At 70.9% G+C, this 18,243-nt stretch carries 18 protein-coding genes; 10 read left to right on the top strand and 8 right to left on the bottom strand.

Annotated elements, in window-relative coordinates; genetic code table 11:
- The first annotated feature begins 49 nt into the window (after positions 1-49).
- From HNR30_RS22415 to HNR30_RS22400, 4 genes are all read left to right on the top strand, one after another.
- Complete coding sequence (locus HNR30_RS22415) at positions 50-1,225, top strand: sensor histidine kinase (protein ID WP_181611889.1); 1,176 nt, start codon at positions 50-52, stop codon at positions 1,223-1,225.
- Positions 1,222-1,863, top strand: a complete 642-nt coding sequence (locus tag HNR30_RS22410; RefSeq protein ID WP_181611886.1) for a response regulator transcription factor — start codon at positions 1,222-1,224, stop codon at positions 1,861-1,863. Before HNR30_RS22415 ends, HNR30_RS22410 begins: the two co-directional genes overlap by 4 nt.
- An 80-nt stretch (positions 1,864-1,943) precedes the next feature.
- On the top strand, positions 1,944-2,681 hold the full coding sequence (locus HNR30_RS22405; protein WP_181611884.1) for an ABC transporter ATP-binding protein: 738 nt from the start codon (positions 1,944-1,946) through the stop codon (positions 2,679-2,681).
- A gap of 1 nt (position 2,682) precedes the next feature.
- Positions 2,683-5,142, top strand: a complete 2,460-nt coding sequence (locus HNR30_RS22400; protein WP_181611881.1) for an ABC transporter permease — start codon at positions 2,683-2,685, stop codon at positions 5,140-5,142.
- An 8-nt stretch (positions 5,143-5,150) separates the two neighbouring features.
- Here HNR30_RS22400 and HNR30_RS22395 read toward each other — a convergent pair whose 3' ends face one another.
- The 5 genes from HNR30_RS22395 to rph all read right to left on the bottom strand — a co-directional run bounded on the left by HNR30_RS22395 (position 5,151) and on the right by rph (position 9,140).
- A complete protein-coding gene (locus HNR30_RS22395; protein ID WP_181611879.1) occupies positions 5,151-5,408 on the bottom strand; it encodes an SUKH-4 family immunity protein in 258 nt (85 codons plus the stop codon).
- On the bottom strand, positions 5,405-6,163 hold the full coding sequence (locus tag HNR30_RS22390) for a toxin glutamine deamidase domain-containing protein (protein ID WP_312894559.1): 759 nt from the start codon (positions 6,161-6,163) through the stop codon (positions 5,405-5,407). The genes HNR30_RS22395 and HNR30_RS22390 overlap by 4 nt, the downstream gene beginning before the upstream one ends.
- Before the next feature lie 82 nt (positions 6,164-6,245).
- Positions 6,246-7,793 (bottom strand): molybdopterin-dependent oxidoreductase, encoded by a 1,548-nt coding sequence (locus HNR30_RS22385; protein ID WP_181611876.1) that lies wholly within the window; start codon positions 7,791-7,793, stop codon positions 6,246-6,248.
- Between the two features lie 46 nt (positions 7,794-7,839).
- Positions 7,840-8,424 (bottom strand): RdgB/HAM1 family non-canonical purine NTP pyrophosphatase, encoded by a 585-nt coding sequence (rdgB, locus tag HNR30_RS22380; RefSeq protein WP_181611873.1) that lies wholly within the window; start codon positions 8,422-8,424, stop codon positions 7,840-7,842.
- A complete protein-coding gene (gene rph, locus HNR30_RS22375; protein ID WP_181611871.1) occupies positions 8,421-9,140 on the bottom strand; it encodes a ribonuclease PH in 720 nt (239 codons plus the stop codon). The genes rdgB and rph overlap by 4 nt, the downstream gene beginning before the upstream one ends.
- A gap of 67 nt (positions 9,141-9,207) precedes the next feature.
- Here rph and HNR30_RS22370 point away from each other — a divergent pair, with 67 nt between their 5' ends.
- Positions 9,208-10,446 (top strand): MFS transporter, encoded by a 1,239-nt coding sequence (locus HNR30_RS22370; RefSeq protein WP_181611869.1) that lies wholly within the window; start codon positions 9,208-9,210, stop codon positions 10,444-10,446.
- 3 nt (positions 10,447-10,449) lie between these two features.
- Here HNR30_RS22370 and HNR30_RS22365 read toward each other — a convergent pair whose 3' ends face one another.
- The 3 genes from HNR30_RS22365 to HNR30_RS22355 all read right to left on the bottom strand — a co-directional run bounded on the left by HNR30_RS22365 (position 10,450) and on the right by HNR30_RS22355 (position 12,931).
- Positions 10,450-11,202: an MBL fold metallo-hydrolase gene (locus tag HNR30_RS22365; RefSeq protein WP_181611867.1), complete on the bottom strand. Its 753-nt coding sequence runs from the start codon at positions 11,200-11,202 to the stop codon at positions 10,450-10,452.
- Entirely contained in the window at positions 11,199-12,023 is an 825-nt protein-coding gene (gene murI, locus HNR30_RS22360) for a glutamate racemase (protein WP_181611865.1), read from the bottom strand. Before murI ends, HNR30_RS22365 begins: the two co-directional genes overlap by 4 nt.
- A gap of 113 nt (positions 12,024-12,136) precedes the next feature.
- Entirely contained in the window at positions 12,137-12,931 is a 795-nt protein-coding gene (locus HNR30_RS22355) for a thioesterase family protein (RefSeq protein ID WP_181611863.1), read from the bottom strand.
- A 94-nt stretch (positions 12,932-13,025) separates the two neighbouring features.
- Between HNR30_RS22355 and HNR30_RS22350 the strand changes: the two genes are divergently transcribed.
- The 5 genes from HNR30_RS22350 to HNR30_RS22335 all read left to right on the top strand — a co-directional run bounded on the left by HNR30_RS22350 (position 13,026) and on the right by HNR30_RS22335 (position 18,153).
- Complete coding sequence (locus HNR30_RS22350) at positions 13,026-13,337, top strand: hypothetical protein (RefSeq protein ID WP_181611860.1); 312 nt, start codon at positions 13,026-13,028, stop codon at positions 13,335-13,337.
- A gap of 74 nt (positions 13,338-13,411) precedes the next feature.
- Positions 13,412-15,346, top strand: a complete 1,935-nt coding sequence (locus HNR30_RS22345) for a DUF3352 domain-containing protein (RefSeq protein WP_246378904.1) — start codon at positions 13,412-13,414, stop codon at positions 15,344-15,346.
- 127 nt (positions 15,347-15,473) lie between these two features.
- The gene (locus HNR30_RS22340; RefSeq protein ID WP_181611858.1) at positions 15,474-16,136 is read left to right on the top strand and encodes an acyclic terpene utilization AtuA family protein; all 663 of its coding nucleotides are present in this window, start codon (positions 15,474-15,476) and stop codon (positions 16,134-16,136) included.
- Complete coding sequence (locus HNR30_RS50765) at positions 16,133-16,975, top strand: bestrophin-like domain (RefSeq protein ID WP_281389796.1); 843 nt, start codon at positions 16,133-16,135, stop codon at positions 16,973-16,975. The genes HNR30_RS22340 and HNR30_RS50765 overlap by 4 nt, the downstream gene beginning before the upstream one ends.
- Complete coding sequence (locus HNR30_RS22335) at positions 16,975-18,153, top strand: transporter substrate-binding protein (RefSeq protein ID WP_181611855.1); 1,179 nt, start codon at positions 16,975-16,977, stop codon at positions 18,151-18,153. Before HNR30_RS50765 ends, HNR30_RS22335 begins: the two co-directional genes overlap by 1 nt.
- Positions 18,154-18,243: the final 90 nt, after the last annotated feature.

The following is an 18,243-nucleotide window of genomic DNA, read 5'->3' as shown; positions in this document are numbered from 1 at the left end:
CCGTCTGGAGGCGGACCCGACCACCCTCACGGCTCCATATCGTGAAGAGGTGTTCGGCAGGGTTCGCGCGTGGTCGAAGCGGCACAGCAGGGTGATCGATGCCATCAAGCTGTCACCGCTGCTCTTCGTATGCCTGATGTACCTGGAGTCGTACACGGCGATGCAGGGCTTCGCCCCGCAGCCGGGCACCTACGTCGGCGCGCTCGGGTACCTGGCCCTCACGGCCGTGCTCATCACCCCGCTGGTCTGGCGGCGCGACCGCTACCGGCTGGTGTTCACGATCATCTCGCTGCTCTGCTTCGCCCAGTGGCTGGCCCACGTCCCGATCCTGCCGGCGAACTTCGCGGTCATCGTGGCGCTCTACTCCATGGCACTGCGCGACACCTTCCGCTGGGCGCTGGCGGCGATGCTGGTCGCGGAGCTCGGGGTGTTCCTGGGGTTGTCGCAGTGGGACACGGTCACCCTCAGCCAGTTCTTCAGCTTCTCGATCCTCGTGGTCACCGTGTGGCTGGCCGGGCTGTACTCCAGCACGCGCCGCCGCTACGTGGAGGGCCTGGAGGAGCGGGCCGAGCGGGCCGAGCGTGAGCGCGACCAGCAGGCCAGGATCGCCGCGACGGCCGAGCGCACCCGCATCGCCCGCGAGTTGCACGACGTCGTGGCGCACAACGTCAGCGTGATCGTGGTCCAGGCCGACGGCGCCGCCTACGCGCTCGACCGCGACCCCGAGCTGGCTCGCCGTGCCGTACAGACCATCTCGAAGACCGGGCGCGACGCGCTGGCGGAGATGCGCAGGCTGGTGGGGGTGCTGCGCCAGGACGAGACGGCCACCGACTACCTGCCGCAGCCGGGCTTGGCCCAGCTCACCGACCTGGTCAAGGGTGCCGGGCTGCCGGTGGAGCTGCGGGTGGCGGGCACGCCGCGCGGCCTGCCGGAGGGCGAGCAGCTGACGATCTATCGCATCGTCCAGGAGGCGCTCACCAACGCGCTCAAGCACGGAGGTCCGGGTGTCAAGGCGCTGGTCGAGCTCGACTACCAGGGGCCTGAGGTGATCGTGAAGGTCACCGACGACGGCCGGGGGGCGGGTGCGCCCGCCGGTGGCGGCGGTCACGGCCTGGTCGGCATGCGGGAGCGGGCTTCCATGTACGGCGGGGCGGTCACGGCCAGGCCGCGGCCGGGCGGCGGCTTCGAGGTGTGCGCCCGCCTCCCGATGACGGAGGCGGCATGATCAGGGTGATGCTGGTCGACGACCAGGCGTTGTTGCGCATGGGCTTCTCCATGGTGCTGGCCGCCCAGCCCGACATCGAGGTGGTGGCCGAGGCCGGAGACGGCCAGGAGGCCCTCGACCTGCTGCGAAGCGTCGAGGTCGACGTGGTGCTGATGGACGTGCGCATGCCCCGCATGGACGGGGTGGCCGCGACGGCCAGGATCACCGGCCCGAAGGTGCTCATCCTGACCACTTTCGACCTCGATGAGTACGCCTACGCGGCGGTCCGCGCCGGGGCCTCGGGTTTCCTGCTCAAGGACGTGCCGCCTGACGACCTGGTCAGTGCGATCCGCACCGTGCACGCCGGCGACGCGGTGGTCGCGCCGAGCACCCTGCGGCGCATGCTCGCCGAGTTCGCCGCGCACTCCCCCGCGCCCGTGAAGGTCACGGAGGAGCTGACGGCCCGCGAGCACGAGGTGCTGCTGGAGGTGGCGCGCGGCCAGTCGAACCAGGAGATCGCGGCGATCCTGCACGTGGCGGAGGCGACGGTCAAGACGCACCTGGGCCGCATCCTGGCCAAGCTCGGCCTGCGCGACCGTGCCCAGGTCGTGGTCTACGCCTACGAGCACGGCCTGGTCACGCCTCGGCCGAAAGGCTGACCCGGGTAGTCGCCAGGCGCACGCCAAGTCCCTCCTGCGGTCCCATGGTTGCGGCAAAATGCGCTTCTACCTTGGGTCACATGACGAACGTGAGCACGACAGCGGTGACCGCGAAGGGGCTGTCCAAGGTGTACGGCAGGGGCGATGCGGAAGTGCACGCCCTGCGCGAGGTGAACGTGGCCTTCGACACGGGCGCCTTCACCGCCATCATGGGCCCGTCGGGGTCCGGCAAGTCCACGCTGATGCACTGCCTGGCCGGGCTCGACACGGTCACCGCCGGTACGGTCCACATCGGTGACGTGGAGCTGACGGGGCTGAGCGACAAGCAGCTCACCCTGCTGCGCCGCGACCGCATCGGCTTCATCTTCCAGGCGTTCAATCTGCTGCCGACGCTGAACGCCGAGCAGAACATCCGCCTGCCGCTCGACATCTCCGGGCGCCAGGCCGACCAGGTGCTGTTCGACAGGGTCGTGGAGACGGTGGGGCTGAAGGACCGTCTCAGTCACCGCCCCTCGGAACTCTCGGGTGGCCAGCAGCAGCGTGTGGCCGTGGCGCGTGCGCTCATCAGCAAGCCGCAGGTGATCTTCGCCGACGAGCCGACCGGCAACCTGGACTCGCGCAGCGGCGCCGAGGTGCTGTCGTTCCTGCGCACCAGCGTGCGTGAGCTGGGCCAGACCATCGTCATGGTCACCCACGACCCGCTGGCCGCCTCCTACGCCGACCGTGTGGTGTTCCTGCGTGACGGCTCGCTGGTCACCGAGATCTTCCGGCCGACGCCGCAGAGTGTGCTCGACACGCTGATGAAGCTGGAGGCGTGAGGTGCTGAAGACGACCATGGCCGGGCTGCGGGCGCACAAGCTGCGCCTGGTGCTCACCGCCCTGGCGATCGCGCTGGGCGTCGGCTTCATCGCGGGCACGTTCGTGCTGACCGACACCCTGGAGGCCGGTTTCAAGCAGGGGGTGACCGCCTCCGCCGAGAAGGTCACCGTCGCGGTGATCGCCGGGCCGGACAAGCGGCTCACCGCCGCCGACCTGAAGCGGGTCAAGGACACCGAGGGCGTCACCGACGCCCAGGGCCTGGCCGGCGGCGAGGCGCTGCTGCTCGGCAAGGACGGCAGGGCGGCCGGTGACTACCCCGCCCAGGCCCTGTCGGTCTCCACCGGCGACCTGAACCGCACCACTCTCGTCTCCGGCGCCCTGCCCGCCGCCGGCGACCAGGCCATCGTCGACGAGAACACCGCACGGGCCCAGGGCTTCAAGGTCGGCGACACCATCACCGTCCTGGACGCCGAGCAGGCCAGGCACGAGTTCGCCGTGGTCGGGATCTTCGACCCCGGCATCGACCAGGCGGTCACGGCCTTCGGCGGGGTCGGCTACACCCTGGACACCGTCCAGAAGCTGACGGGTGAGAAGGGCTTCCACGAGATCGACGTCAAGGGCGCCGACGCGGCGGTGCTCAAGCAGCGCATCGAGAGCCAGGGCTACACGGTGCAGACCGGCGCCGAGCTGGCCGACAGGCTGGCCGAGAGCGCGGGCATGGGCACCGAGCAGATCGGCATGGCTCTGCTGCTGTTCGGCCTGGTGGCGATGATGGTGGCCGCGCTGGTCATCTACAACACCTTCAACATCCTCATCGCCCAGCGCACCCGGGAGCTGGCGCTGCTGCGCTGCGTCGGTGCCACGCGCGGCCAGGTCTTCGGCTCGATCCTGCTGGAGTCGGCCGTGGTCGGCCTGCTGTCCTCGCTGATGGGCCTGGCCGTCGGGTACGGCCTGGGCGGCGGCGCGCTGGCCGTGCTCGACGCCTTCGACGCCCCCCTGCCCACCGGTGCGGCGGCCTCGCTGCAGCCGGCCACCATCGTGATCTGCCTGGTCCTCGGCCTGGTCGTCACGGTCGGCGCCGCGCTGCTGCCGGCGCGCACGGCCACCCGGGTGGCACCCATCGCGGCGCTGCGCAGCCAGGTGGAGGAGCAGACCTTCAGGGCGGGCCTGCTGCGCACGCTGTCGGGCGGGCTGCTCCTGCTGGCCGGGCTGGGCCTGGCCGGGTACGCGCTGACGATGAAGGTCGGCGAGGTGCCCACGCTCGTGGTCGCCATGACCGGCAGCTCGCTGATCTTCCTGGCGATCCTGGTGCTCGGCCCGATCCTGGTCAGGCCGCTGTCGACGCTGGTCGGCTGGATTCCGCGCAGGCTGTTCGGCGTGCCCGGCCGTCTGGCGGTCGACAACTCCTCGCGCAACCCGCGCCGGGCGGCGACCACGACGATCGCGCTGACGATCGGGGTGACGCTGATGACGCTCATCTCGGTGATCACGGCGTCGTCCCGCGCGTCCATCGGGGCCGAGCTCGACCAGCAGTTCCCCGTCGACTACATGATGCAGTCTCGCTCCGGCGAGGGCGGGATCCCGCGCAGCGTGGCGGCGGCCCTGCGGGAGACTCCCGAGCTGGCCGACGTCATCGAGATCCGCTCCGCCGAGGCGGGCAGGCGCACGGTGGGCGCCTTCGAGGGCCCCCTGCCGTTCACCGTCGAGTCCGGATCGATGAAGGAGCTGGCCCCCGGCACGGCGGCGATCGCCGCGTACCTCGCCAAGGACGAGGGGCTCAAGGTCGGCGACGAGGTCGAGATCACCACGAAGCGGTCGGGCAAGGTCGCGCTGAAGGTGGTCGCCGTGCTGGGCGACGGCACCCCGCTGCCTGGCATCGTGGTCGGGGCGGCAGCCTTCGACGGCTACTTCGGCAAGGTCGGCGACTCCATGCTCGCCGCCAACGTCAAGGCCGGGGCCGATCCCGACCAGGCGCGCAAGGCTCTCGACAACGCGCTGGAGGCCTACCCGGCGGTCCTGGTGCAGAGCACCACCGACATGCGCGGCGAGTTCGAGGACTCGCTCGACATGGCCCTGATGATCATCACGGCGCTGCTCGGCCTGGCCGTGCTCATCTCGCTGGTCGGCATCGCCAACACGCTGTCGCTCTCGGTCCACGAGCGCACCAGGGAGTCGGCGCTGCTGCGGGCGCTCGGCCTCACCCGCCCGCAGCTGCGCGGCATGCTCTCGGTCGAGGCCCTGGTTCTCGGGCTCGTGGGCGCGCTGATCGGCGTCGGGCTCGGCACGGCGTTCGGCTGGCTCGCGGTCCGGTCCTTGCTCGACAACGTCTCGTTCGTCCTGCCGTACACGCAGGTCGGGCTGCTGATCGTCGTCGCGGGCGTGGCCGGGGTGATCGCCTCGCTGCTGCCGGCGCGGCGCGCGGCCCGCGCCTCGGTGGTGGGCGCGCTGGCCTCGGGCTGAGCTCGCGGCTAGCGCAGTGTCGGTCCCGGCCAGTGCTCGGCCACCGTCTCGGGTTCGAGCAGGGGCCGGATCGACACCTCGCCCGTCGCGCGGTCGATCACGATGCATCCGGCGCCGATCGTCTCGGGCAGGACGCCGGGTTCGCCGTCGTCGCGGGTCCAGGCCACGTAACCGCCGTCGAAGGCATGGATGCCGACCGGCAGGGCCTCGTCGCGCACGCCGTTGAAGTACTCCTCGGCCAGGGCCCTGGCCTGCTCCAGCCTCATCCGGCCCGCCCCCGCCGGTCGAGCACCGCGCAGAACAGCTCGGCCGCCGACGGATAGCAGGGTTCCACGGCGGGCAGCCCGCGCTGCGCGTCGATCCAGATCACCTCACCGTGGTGGTTGACGGCGTTCCAGGCGTGCGAGCCGCCCGTCGACCACCGCCCGACCAGGACGGCGCAGGCCCCGTGCCCGGCCTCCAGCAGGCGGCCGGAGATCGACGCACAGGCCTGCCGCCCCGGCCCTTCGGAGACCAGCGGCTGCCCGAGCCAGGTCTGCATGCGCGAGGCCGCGCCCGTCTCGCCGGTGAGCAGCGGCCTGCCCACCCGGTCGTACTCCGGCTGTCTCGGCGCGGCCACCGCGGGCTCGCCGTGCCAGGTGGAGACCACCGCCAGGGCGCAGTCTGCGGCGTTGCCCGCGCGGAACGGGTCGCCCGCCGGACCTTCGGCGTTGATCAGCCGCACCCACGTGCTGCGCGGGTCGGCGAAGCGGGTGCCGGGCGGGAGCGCGCGGGCCAGATCCCGCTCGGCCTGCGGGTCGGGCCTGGCCAGACCCCCCGGCATCCCGTACGGCCGGCAGCCGGACAACCTCGGCGGCCGGTCGGCGCGGTCGAACCAGTCGAGCGGTTCACGCTCCTGCGCTTGAGCACCCTGGCGTCCCTCTTGCTCCCCCGCGGCGGCCCGCTCGTAATCGAGCCAGCGCACCCCGTCGGCGACCACCGGGTTGTAGGCGCCCTCGACGGGACTGCGGTCGCGAAACACGACCCCGATGGTAGGCGTGGCGGCCACCACGCGACCGGGGACTTGGCGCAGTCGTGAGGGATTCCCACGTGCCGTACCCGGATCAATCCACGGAAACCGTGACGGTGTGCCACCCGGTGGCGCCGTCGGGCGCGGGCGACGCACGCTGCTCGGTCTGGGTGTAGCCGGTGCTGTCGGTGGCGCGCACCTCGATGGTGTGCTCGCCCGCCGTGGCGTCCCAGTCGATCGCCCACTGCCGCCAGGTGTCGGGCCCCGGCACCTCGGCCAGCCGCGCCTGGCGCCACGGACCACCGTCGACCCTGACCTCCACCGCGTCGATGCCCTTGTGCTGCGCCCAGGCCACCCCGGCGATGGTGGTGCGGCCCGGGGCCAGGTTCGCCCGGTTCCTGGGCAGGTCGATCCGCGACTGGGTCTTGATCGGCCCCTTCTCCGACCAGCCGCGTGTCGACCAGTAGGCCTTGTCGGCGTCGAACCTCGTCACCTTGAGGTCGACCACCCACTTGGTGGCCGACACGTATCCGTACAGTCCCGGCACGACCTGCCGGACCGGGAAGCCGTGGCCGATCGGGAGCGCCTCGCCGTTCATGGCGACGGCGAACAGGGCGTCGCGGCCGTCGGTGACCACGTCGAGCGGGGTGCCGCAGGTCCAGCCGTCGTGGGAGGTCGACAGCAGCATGTCGGCGCCCTTCTGCACGCCGACCTCCTTGAGGATGGCGGCCATCGGCACTCCGAGCCACCGGGCGTTGCCCGCGTAGGGCCCGCCCACCTCGTTCGAGACGCAGGTGAGCGTGACGTCTGCCTCGGTGAGCGGGCGCTTGAGCAGGTCGTCGTAGGAGAGCTCGACCGGGCGGTCGACGAGCCCGTGGATGCGCAGCCGCCACTGGGCGGGTTCGATGCGCGGCAGCAGCAGGGCGGTGTCGACGCGGTAGAAGTCGGCGGTCGGGGTGACGAAGGGTGACAACCCGGGCAGCTTGAGGTCGGCGCCCGCCGGGAGCGCGGAAGCGGGGGCGGCCGCCCGTGGCAGCGGGACGGCCTGCCTGGCCTGCTCCACCTGCGAGCCGCCCGACCAGGCGCGGCCCAGGGCGGTGCCGGCGCCGGCCACCAGAGTGCCGCCGACCGCGCCGGTCAGGAACCTGCGCCTGTCGAACACGCCCTGGTCGGTCGGGCTGGACAGGGCGGGTTCGCCTGGTGCGGCAGCGCGGCGCAGGAGCCAGCCGAGTGCCCCGACCGTGGCCAGGATGCCCACCGCCGCGGGCAGCACGTCGAAGGGCCCGGCGGAGGGGCGGGTGAGCACCGCCCAGGCTCCCACGACGCCGAGCGCGGCGAATCCGGCTCTGCCGTACGCGAGCCTGGTCCGCGACAGGACACCGAGCGCGGCGGCGGCCAGGGCGAGCACGACGAAGACGCCGGCGACCAGGACGGTCTTGTCGTTTTCGCCGAAGGTGCTGATCGCCCAGTCCTTCAGCCAGGCGGGCGACAGGTCGACGACGGCGTCGCCCACCGCCACCACGGGGAAGGAGGCCGGGTTGACGAATCCGGCCAGCACCTGGGCCACGCCCAGGCCGACCGCCCCGGCGACGAGGCCCGCCACGGCGCCCGCCCAGGCGGGGACGGCAGAAGTGTCGTTCACATTCAGAAACTACGCCTGAGAGGGCCGCCCGGATCTTACGACGCGGTTACGTCAGGACTTCGCGCACCACGGGGACCAGCGCGCGGAAGGCGAGGCCCCGGTGGCTGATGGCGTCCTTCTCCGCGGCCGTCAGCTCGGCCGTGGTGCGCTCGGAGCCCTCGGGCACGAAGACGGGGTCGTAGCCGAAGCCGCCGCTTCCGCGCGGCTCGGAGATGACCGTGCCGCGCAGCACGCCCTCGACCACGCGCTCCTGGCCGTCGGGAAGCGCGAGCGCGGCCGCGCAGACGAAGGCGCCGCCGCGGTGCTCGGCCGGGACGTCGGAGATCTGCGCCAGCAGCAGGTCGAGGTTGGCCTGGTCGTCGCCGTGGCGGCCGGACCAGCGGGCCGAGAAGATGCCCGGCATGCCGTTGAGCGCGTCGACGCAGAGGCCGGAGTCGTCGGCGACGGCCGGCAGGCCCGACTGCTGGGCGACGGCGTGCGCCTTGAGCAGGGCGTTCGCGGCGAAGGTGAGCCCGGTCTCCTTGACGTCGCCGATCTCGGGGAAGGCTTCCAGCCCCACGATGTCGAAGTCGAGGATGCGCCGGAGCTCGGCGATCTTGCCGGCGTTGCGGGTGGCGAGCACGATCCTCATGAGCCCAGCGCCTCCCGCTGCAGCTCCGCCAGCCGGGAGCAGCCGGAGACGGCCAGGTCGAGCAGCTGGTCGAGGGTGCCGCGGTCGAACGGCGCGCCTTCGGCGGTGCCCTGCACCTCGACGAAGGCGCCGGAGCCGGTCATGACCACGTTCATATCGGTGTGGGCGGAGACGTCCTCGGTGTAGCACAGGTCGAGCATCGGCACCCCGCCGATGACGCCGACCGAGACCGCGGAGACCGAGCCCACCAGCGGGTCGCCGGGGCACATTTTGCGCTTGCGCATCCACGCGACCGCGTCGGCCAGCGCGACGTAGGCGCCGGTGATGGCGGCGGTGCGGGTGCCGCCGTCGGCCTGGAGCACGTCGCAGTCGAGCACGATGGAGTTCTCGCCCAGGGCCTTGAGGTCGAGGCAGGGCCGCAGGGAACGGCCGATCAGCCGGGAGATCTCGTGGGTGCGCCCGCCGATGCGGCCCTTGACCGACTCGCGGTCGTTGCGGGTGTTGGTGGCGCGCGGCAGCATCGAGTATTCGGCCGTCACCCAGCCGAGCCCGCTGCCCTTGCGCCAGCGCGGGACGTTGTCCTGGACCGAGGCCGCGCAGAGCACCTTCGTGTCACCGAACTCGACCAGCACCGAGCCCTCGGCGTGCGCCAGCCAGTCACGGGTGATCGTGATGGGGCGGAGTTGATCGGGCGTGCGCCCATCCGTTCGAGACATGCTGATCAGCCTAGTCCCCTGACAGATCGCACTTGACCCGTTGCCTACGAACAGGGATCCTTACGCAATGACAACGGGGGTGTTGCGGAACCCCGATTTCCGCCTCTTCCTTACCTCCCACATATTGAACGAGACGGGAGCCAACGTGGCGAGGGTGGCCCTGCCGCTCGTCGCCGTGTTGTCATTGAACGCCTCCCCCCTCGAAGTGGGACTGTTAGCCGCCGCGCAGAGCGTGGCCACCCTGGTGCTCGGGCTGCCTTCTGGCGTCTGGGTCGACCGGTGGCGCCGCCGCCGCGTCATGGTGGTCAGCGACGCGTCGCGGTTCGTGTTGCTGTCGGCGATCCCGCTGCTGTGGTCGCTCGGTCTGCTCAATATGACGATCATGTACGGCATCGCGTTGCTCCTGGGATGCGCCCAGGTCTTCAACGACGTAGCCGACCAGACCTATCTCCCCGACCTCGTGGCCAAGGAATCCTTGCCCGACGGCAACTCCAAGCTCCAGATGGTGCGCAGCGCGGGCTTCGGCATCGGTCCCACCATCGGCGGAGCGATCGTCCAGGCCGTGGGAGCCCCGCTGACCATGATGGCGATGGCGATCTCGGCGCTGGGCTCGGCGATCAGCCTGTCCCTCATCAAGTCGCCCGACCCGCGCCCCGAGCGTCACGAGAGCCGCGGCCTGGTCAAGGACGTGGGCGAGGGCCTGAGCTTCCTGATGCGCGAGCCGGTGATGCGCATCAACATCATCGTCAGCGCGGCCACCACGCTGTGCGTCAGCGGCGTGCTCGCCCTGGGCGTCATCTTCCTGGCCGACACGGTCGACCTCGCGCCCGGAGTGATCGGTCTGGTGCTCGTCGGCGGCGGCATCGGCGGCGTGCTGTCGGGCCTGCTGGGCAAACGGCTGGTCGACCGCTACGGCACCGCCCGCATCACCTGGTTCCCGCTGATCGTCACCTCGCCCTTCGCCCTGCTGCTGCCGATGACCGAGGCCGACTGGCGGGTCAGCTTCTACATCATCACGTCGGCGATGATCACCTTCGGCATGACGCTGTTCTCGATCGGCGCCCTGACCTACCGCCAGAACGTCACCCCGTCGAACCTGCTGGGCCGCGTCAACGCCGCCAGCCAGTTCATCACCTGGGGCATGGTCCCGCTGGGCGGCCTGCTCGGCGGCGTGCTCGCCACGCACCTGACCGTGCGCGGCGCGTTGTGGGTGCTGATGACGGGCAAGGTCCTGGCCGCGGTGCCCATCCTGTGGTCGCCGCTGGTGCACGTGCGCGACTTCGACCAGATCCAGGCCAACTCCTGAGGCTCAGGCCAGCTCGTACACCGCTCCGCTCCTGGCCAGCTCGATCGGGCCGTCGTAGCCACCGTGCGCGGCGTCGTCGAGCACCCTGGCCGTGTCGTGCCAGGGCACCAGGTGGGTGAGGACCAGCCTGCCCGCCCCGGCCTTGGCGGCGTGCTCGGCCGCCTGCCTGCCCGACAGGTGCAGGTCGGTGGGCAGGTCGGGCTGGTCGAGGAAGGACGCCTCGCACAGCAGCAGGTCGACCCCGTCGGCCAGCCGTACGAGCTCGTCGCTCTGGCCGGTGTCGCCCGAGTAGGCGATGGAGCGGCCGCCGTGCGCGACGCGGAAGCCGTACGCCTCGACCGGGTGGTTGACCAGGCCGGCGGTGACGGTGAACGGGCCGATCTCGAACGTGCCCGGCGTCAGCACGCGGAAGTCGAAGGCGGTCTCCAGGGCGGGCTCGTCGGGCATGCCGTACGCGTCGGCGAGGCGGCGCGGCGCGTCGGCGGGCGCGTAGACGGGCACGCGGGGGTAGGGCGCGGCCGGGCCGTACGTCCTGACCACGTGGTAGCCGCACAGGTCGAGGCAGTGATCGGCATGGAGATGAGACAGGCAGATGGCGTCCACGTCGTAGAGGCCGATATGGCGCTGGAGTGCTCCGAGCGCGCCGCTGCCGAAGTCGAGCAGCATCCGGAATCCCTCGGCTTCGAGGAGATAGCAGGATGCCGGGCTGTCGGGGCCGGGGAAGCTGCCCGAGCAGCCGACGATGGTTACCTTCATCGAATCCTCCCGTTAGGAGTACTTCCCCCCACAGGAGCGAATTCGACCGCGACGATCTCCGGGCCCAGGAATCGTCGCCCTAGCTGGGCGAAGAGGTCGGAATCGCCGGTGGCGCGGAAACGGTGCCGGGGGGTGGCGTCGCTTCCGGCCGCCAGGCCGCGATCATGCAGGATGCGGTAGACGTCCTTGGCCGTCTCGTCCGCGCTGGAGACCAGCGTGAGCCCGTCGCCGGCGACGTAGGAGATCGCGCCGGTGAGCAGCGGGTAGTGGGTGCAGCCGAGGATGAGCGTGTCGCATCCGGCGTCCTGGACGGGCGCCAGGTAGCCGCGCACGACGTCGATGAGTTCGTCGCTCATCGTCTCTCCGCGCTCGACGAACTCCACCAGGCGCGGGGCGGCCACGCCGGTGAGCTGGACGTCGGGGGCGGCGGCGAAGGCGTCGTCGTAGGCGAGCGACGCGATGGTGGCGCGGGTGGCGATGACGCCGACCCTGCCGTTCCTCGTCGCCCGTACGGCACGCCGGGTGGCCGGCTGGATCACTTCGACGACGGGCACGTCGTACCGCTCTCGCGCGTCGCGCAGGACGGCCGCGCTGGCGCTGTTGCAGGCGATCACGAGCATCTTGACGCCCGACTCGACGAGGTGGTCCATCACCTCGAGCGCGTAGGCGCGCAGCTCGGCGATCCGCTTCGGGCCGTACGGCTGATGCGCCGTGTCGGCCACGTAGGTGATGGACTCGTGAGGCAGCTGATCGATGATCGCCCTGGCGACCGTCAGGCCGCCCACCCCGCTGTCGAAGACTCCGATGCTCGCATCTGGCACGACTCAGAGGGTAGGCGACCTTTCACCGCTGGTCAGCGTAAGAATGCTCACAACCACCGGGTGTCCCGGTGCGTATCGGGCGTTACTGTGGCATGCCGCCCTCCGATACGGGGTCAGCCCCTGCCGACCCTGGCGAGCTGGCGGGACTGGGCGACCAGCCTGCCCGCCGAGTCCCAGACCTCGACCTCCTCGTCGAACCAGCCGTCCGCGATCAGCCGTCCGCCGCCCAGCAGGGTCAGCCAGCCGGGGGCGGGAAGCGCGCGCAGGTGCCAGGTCAGGTCCACCGTCGGCGCCCAGCCGCGCAGGCCGGCCGAGAACACCACCGGCGGCAGGGCGTCGACGGCCAGGGCCAGGACGAACGGGTCGGGATCCTGCGGCTCGGCCATGCGGAAGTGGGCGCGCGCCTCGGGGCGGCCGGTCGGCTCGCCCTTCAGCCAGCCGATCGTCGGCGGGTCGAAGCGCATCTCCATCTGGGCGTTGAGCGTCATGCCCGATTCCGGCTTGGGGTCGGGCAGCCTGACGCAGTCGTCAGGAGGCGGCATCAGGTGCTCGGGACCGCCGGTGTAGACCACGTCCTGCTCGGCGGGCAGGGTCGCCGTGGTCACCAGGGCCTCCAGGTGGGCGATGTCGTCCTTCACCAGCGTGGCCCTAGTGAAGGCCGCCGTCCTTCCCGCCTTCAGCTGCTGCACGATCACGCGGGCGGGCCCCGGTGTGGGCGCCTTGAGGAACTGCGTGGTCGTGCTCACCGGATGCTCGTGCGGCGAGGCGTCCACCACGGCCCGCAGCAGCACGGCCATGAGATAACCGCCGTTCAGCGGACCACCGATGGAGTAGCCCGGGTCGAGACAGACGTCATAGGTGGTCTCGTCGACCCTGATGGCCTGCGTCGCCTCGTCGAACTTCGTCATGCACCCACTCCCGAATTATGTTCTAGTAAAGACATACTCTACGGCATCGGGTCATCCACCTGTCTACCTGGGAAAACGTGACAGAGTTCGCCACATGACGGGGGTTTCAGAGCTCATGGGGCAGTGCGTATGGGATCAGCACGGAGTGCTGGTCGGTCACATCGTGGACGTGCGCCTGGTCAGGAACAAGGAGGCCGCCAACCCCGCACTGATGGGCCTGGTCGTCTCGACCAACCGGGCGCCCTGGCTGTACGGCCTGACCCGGGAGCGCAACGGGTGGTTCTCGGATGTGCTGGCGAAGATCGTCTACGCCCGCAGCATCTTCGTGCCCTGGGAAAGCGTCAGCGAGTACGGCGAGGGCGAGGTGCACATCAAGGCGTCGAGAAAGGATCTTTCTCGCATATAGCGCTCTGCAAGCGCATATAAACCAACATCAGCTAGCTTACATCTGGCCGAAAAGTCCACTTTGTGAGTTGAGTGATGTCTGCTAACACCCCCTCAGGCAACGGACCGGAGTACGACCCCACCGTCGCCTACCGTTGGAACCAGGGGCAGGAGCCCGAGAACCCGCCCACGATGCCGCTTCAGAGCGGGCAGCAGCCCTATCCCCCGCAGCAGCCTTACGGGCAGTCCGGGCAGCAGCACGGGCAGCAGCCTCAGTATGGACAGCAGCCTGCTTACGGCCAGGCCCCGCAGTACGGGCAGGGCCAGCAGTACGGGCAGGCTCCGCAGTACGGCCAGCAGCAGCCGTCATATGGCCAGCAGCCGTCGTATGGCCAGCAGCCACCTCAAGGGCAGCAGCCGTCCTATGGCCAGCAGCCTTCCTATGGTCAGCAGCAGCAGTACGGCCAGGCCCCGCAGTACGGGCAGCAGGCCCAGTACGGGCAGCAGCAGGCCCCGCAGTACGGCCAGCAGGCGCAGTTTGGGCAGCCCTCCTCCGGCCAGGAGTCCCTCCAGTTCGGCGGTCCCGAGCCCGGCAAGAAGGGCCGCAAGGGCTGGATCGTGGCGATCGCCGCGGCGCTGGCCGTGGTGCTGCTCGGTGGTGGCGCCTGGGCGGTCGTGAGCGCGACCGGCCTGCTCGGCGGCGGCACCCAGCCCCACGACGTGCTGCCCGGCAACGCCATCGGCTACGTGCGCTTCGACATCAACCCCGACGCGGGACAGAAGGCCGCCCTCCTGGCCCTGTCCCAGAAGTTCACCGTCACCAAGGGCAAGCTCTCCGGCGACGACCCTCGCAAGTCGCTCTTCGAGGCGATCCAGAAGGACAGCGAGGACCTCAAGGGCGTCAACTACGCCGCCGACGTCGAGCCGTGGCTCGGCGACCGGCTCGGCATCGCCGTCCTGCCCAGTGGCGGCGAGGAGCCCGGCGTGGCGGTGGCCGTCCAGGTGACCGACGAGGCCGCGGCCAAGTCCGGCATCGCCAAGCTGGCCGGCAAGGACGCCAAGTACGGCCTGGCCTTCCGTGACGGCTACGCGATCATCACCGACACCCAGGCCAACGCCGACAAGCACGCCACGGCGCCCACGCTGGCCGAGAACACCGCCTTCAGCGACGACTTCACCGCGCTCAACGGCGACGGCGTCCTGTCCTTCTGGGCCGACTTCGGCAAGCTGATGGACCTGGCCAAGGCCGAGATCCCGGCCGAGCAGCAGCCGCTGGTCGACCAGATCAAGAACGCCCGCCTGGTCGGCGCGCTGCGCTTCGACAGCTCCTTCGCCGAGCTGACCGGCCTGATCCGCGGCTACAGCGGCGGCGTCGAGGGCGACCTGGTCACGGCCGACCTGTCCAAGCTGCCCGCCAGCACCGCCGGCGCGATCTCCGTCTCCGGCCTGGACCAGATGGTCACCAAGTTCTGGTCCACCTACGAGAAGACCATCACCGCCGCCGACCCGACGGCGACCCAGATGATCGAGCAGTTCAAGCAGCAGGCCGGTATCCAGATCCCCGGCGATCTGGCCACCCTGCTCGGCAAGAACCTCACCGTCGCCGTCGACTCCGAGGGCCTCGACGGCGAGATGCCCAACGTCGGGCTCCGCCTGACCACCGACCCGGCCAAGGCGCAGGCGCTGCTGGACAAGATCCAGAAGCTGCTCACCGACTCCGGCCAGCAGGTGCCCCAGTTCGGCAAGGTCTCGGGTGACGGCGTGTTCACGGTGGCCACCACCGACGCCTACGCCAAGAAGCTCAACGAGGAGGGCACGCTGGGCGACAGCGAGACCTTCAAGACGGCCATCCCCGACTCGGGCAACGCCACGTACGCCATCTTCGTCGACCTCGACAAGATCGAGAAGTTCTACCTCTCCTCCCTGGAGGGCGACGACAAGGCCAACGCGGCGGCGCTCAGGGCGGTCGGCATCTCCAGCGCGCAGGACGGCGACACCACCACCTTCTCCCTGAGGGTGCTCTTCAACTAAAGGTCCTCCCGCGCGGCGGCCGTCCCCGGATTCCGGGGGCGGCCGCTTCTCTTTGCGGGCGCGTGCAAGATGAGGAAATTTCTTGACCAGGGTTTATGACGGTTAGTAACTGATCACATTACTCCGTGTGCTGAGGATCGGCTGCTTCAAGGGCTGGGCCGGCTTCGCCTCCGTCGACGTGCTGGCCGCGGAGTGGTCCGTCCTGTCGATGGAACTGCTCGCCGCGTGCCTGGCGGCGCGGGTCAGGCTGCTCGTCGACGCGGCGGGCACGCCCCGGGCCAGGTGTGCCGAGACGGTCAAGCGCATCGGCGGCCGCGCCGCCTACGTCAGCGACGGCCCGGCCCGCGCCCGGCCGCTGGCCGAGGCGCTGACACGCCGCATGGACGTCGTCGTCACCGGCCCGGTCGAGGAGGCGGCGCCGGCCGCGGCGGGCATCTGGCACTACGGCTGGCGTCCTGGCCGGCTTCAGGAGCTGGCGGGTGCGGCCGCCGCCGGGCTCGTGCTCGCGGAGAGCCCTACCCCGCTGGTGGTGGAACTGCTCAGGGACGGCACGTCCACGATCAGCAAGCCGGACGACGCCCCGGGTGAGGTGCGTGCCGAGGAGGTGCGAGCATGTCTGACCGGCACGTTTACCACGCCCGACATCGTGGTCGATCTGGCGGCGGTCAGGGTGAGCCAGACGGGACACGATCGGGTCAGGCTGGAACCCCCGACGGGGCGCCGCCCTCCTCCACGGGAGCAGAGGCAGATGCTGATCATCGACGGGGCGGCCTACGAGGTCAGGGTCTGAAACGCTGGCAGGCCCTGCTCGGCGCCCTGCTCACCCAGATCGCCTTCATCCTCCTGCTGCGCCACAGCACGCTGCCGGCCTGGGCCGACGCGGTCGCCGTCGTCACGCTGGCCCTGCTGTTCGCCCGCTTCGCCCTCACCCTGCTGCGCAGGGCCTTCCCGCTCGACGGTCTCTCGCGCGGTGACAACGACGTCATCAACGGCACCTTCGCCATCGTCGGCTCCGTCTACGCCATCCTGGTCGGCTCGGCGATCATGGTGGTGTGGCAGGGCTACACCCAGACGCAGGCCACGATCGTCAGGGAGAGCAACGCCGTCGTCATGCTCGGACGCATGTCACGCGGCTTCTCCGCGCCGGTCCAGCGCCAGGTCCAGGGCGCGGCCCGCAGCTACCTGCGGCTCGTCGTCCAGGAGGAGTGGCCCCTCATGGCCTTCGGCCGCTCCAGTGAGCGCGCCGACGCCACGCTCGTGGAGATCTGGAGCGCCTACACCGACATGGAGGACCGTGAGCGGGCCAGCCCCCTGTACAGCCAGTCGCTGACCAAGCTGAACGAGCTCACCGACAGCCGCCGCCAGCGCATGCTCGCCGCCGGTGACCGGGTTCCCGGCCTCGTGTGGGTGATGTTGTACATCGGCGCCTCCGCCAAGCTCGCGACCGGCAGCCTGTTCGTGGTCCGCAGCAGGGGGCTGCACCTGCTGCTCATCGGGGTGCTCGCCGGGGTGCTGATGCTCTCGCTGTACATCGTCTCCGCGCTCGACGGGCCCTTCGACCGCAACCTGCCGGTCTCTCCCGAGCCGTTCATCAGGGCGTGGACCGGCATGCCCCCGCTGGAGGTGTGATGCGCGCCGTCCTGGCGGCCGTCCTGGTCCTCGCCTCCGGGTGCGCGCAGGCCGAGGTCCTGCGCCGCGACCCCATCAAGGTCGGCATCCTGCACCCCCTGTCCGGTGTTCTGTCCGGCCCGGAGCGCCCGGCGCACGACGGCGCGCTGCTGGCCATCGAGGAGCTCAACGCCGCCGGGGGCCTGCGCGGGCGCGAGATCAGGCCCGTCGTCCTGGACGCGGCCTCCGAGCCCGTGGCCCAGGCCGCCCGACTGCTCGCCGGGGAACGGGTCAGCGTCGTCTTCGGCGGCCACGCCTCCCCCGTCCGCAGGCAGCTGACCCCGCTCTTCGAGAAACACCGCGGCCTGCTCGTCCACCCGGCCGCCTACGAGGGCCTCGAGAGCTCCCCGAACGTCGTCCACGTCGGCGCGACGCCCAACCAGCTCGTCCAGCCCGCGATCCGCTGGCTCAAGCAGCACCTCGGCCGCAACGTCTACCTCGTCGGCTCCGACGACCTGGCCTCGCGCGCGGTCAACGCCGTCGCCCGCGACCAGCTCACGCAACTGGGCGGGCGAGTCCTCGGCGAGGCCTACCTGGGCGCCGACGCATCCACCCTGCCGGTGCTGGTCCGCGAGATCATGACGTCCCGTCCGCAGGCCCTCGTGTGCAGCATCGCCGGGCCCGTCGTGGTGTCGTTCCTCCACGAGCTCACCCGCTTCGGCCAGACCCCGCGACGCCTGCCGACGCTCTGGCTCCCGCCCGCCGACCCCGCCGCCGCCCCGCCCGGCGCCTACGTCGCCCGCTCCTACTTCCAGGAGCTGCCGGGCACGGCCAACCTCTCCTTCGTGCACCGGTTCCGCCGCCGGTTCGGACCGGAGGCCGCCATCACCGACGCCGCGCAGGCCGCCTACGCGGGGGTGCACCTGTGGTCGCAGGCGGTGCTGCGGGCGGGCTCGGCCGAGCCGTCCGTGGTCTCGGCCGCCCTGCGCGGCCAGAGCGTGCGCGCGCCGGAGGGCATGGTGTGGGTGGACGAGGAGAACCTGCACACGTGGCGGGCGGCCCGGGTGGGTCAGGTGCGCGCGGACGCGGGGGTGGACGTGGTGTGGACCTCCGAGGCCACGCTGAGACCCGTGCCCTACCCGGTGTTCAGGCCGCATCGCGCCTGGACCGACCTGGTGTCGGCCCTGACGCGACGGTGAAGCCTTGCTGGCGGCCCTGACGCGACGGTGAAGCCTTGCTGGCCGCCCTGACGCGACCGTGAAGCCCGACGGCCGTCGCGCCGGCGCGGG

Source organism: Nonomuraea soli (assembly GCF_013761175.1).
Classification (GTDB): Bacteria; Actinomycetota; Actinomycetes; order Streptosporangiales; family Streptosporangiaceae; genus Nonomuraea; species Nonomuraea soli.
Note: the sequence above shows the minus strand (reverse complement) of the source record. Positions and strands in the feature narration are given on the sequence as shown.

Excerpts from the sequence above, each read along its gene's own strand:
- HNR30_RS22355 (WP_181611863.1), bottom strand. The coding sequence starts at position 12,931 with ATGACGAAGTTCGACGAGGCGACGCAGGCCATCAGGGTCGACGAGACC.
- HNR30_RS22370 (WP_181611869.1), top strand. The coding sequence starts at position 9,208 with ATGACAACGGGGGTGTTGCGGAACCCCGATTTCCGCCTCTTCCTTACC.
- HNR30_RS22405 (WP_181611884.1), top strand. The coding sequence starts at position 1,944 with ATGACGAACGTGAGCACGACAGCGGTGACCGCGAAGGGGCTGTCCAAG.
- rph (WP_181611871.1), bottom strand. The coding sequence starts at position 9,140 with ATGTCTCGAACGGATGGGCGCACGCCCGATCAACTCCGCCCCATCACG.
- rdgB (WP_181611873.1), bottom strand. The coding sequence starts at position 8,424 with ATGAGGATCGTGCTCGCCACCCGCAACGCCGGCAAGATCGCCGAGCTC.
- HNR30_RS22335 (WP_181611855.1), top strand. The coding sequence starts at position 16,975 with ATGCGCGCCGTCCTGGCGGCCGTCCTGGTCCTCGCCTCCGGGTGCGCG.
- HNR30_RS22395 (WP_181611879.1), bottom strand. The coding sequence starts at position 5,408 with ATGAGGCTGGAGCAGGCCAGGGCCCTGGCCGAGGAGTACTTCAACGGC.
- HNR30_RS22410 (WP_181611886.1), top strand. The coding sequence starts at position 1,222 with ATGATCAGGGTGATGCTGGTCGACGACCAGGCGTTGTTGCGCATGGGC.
- HNR30_RS22345 (WP_246378904.1), top strand. The coding sequence starts at position 13,412 with ATGTCTGCTAACACCCCCTCAGGCAACGGACCGGAGTACGACCCCACC.
- HNR30_RS22350 (WP_181611860.1), top strand. The coding sequence starts at position 13,026 with ATGACGGGGGTTTCAGAGCTCATGGGGCAGTGCGTATGGGATCAGCAC.
- HNR30_RS22365 (WP_181611867.1), bottom strand. The coding sequence starts at position 11,202 with ATGAAGGTAACCATCGTCGGCTGCTCGGGCAGCTTCCCCGGCCCCGAC.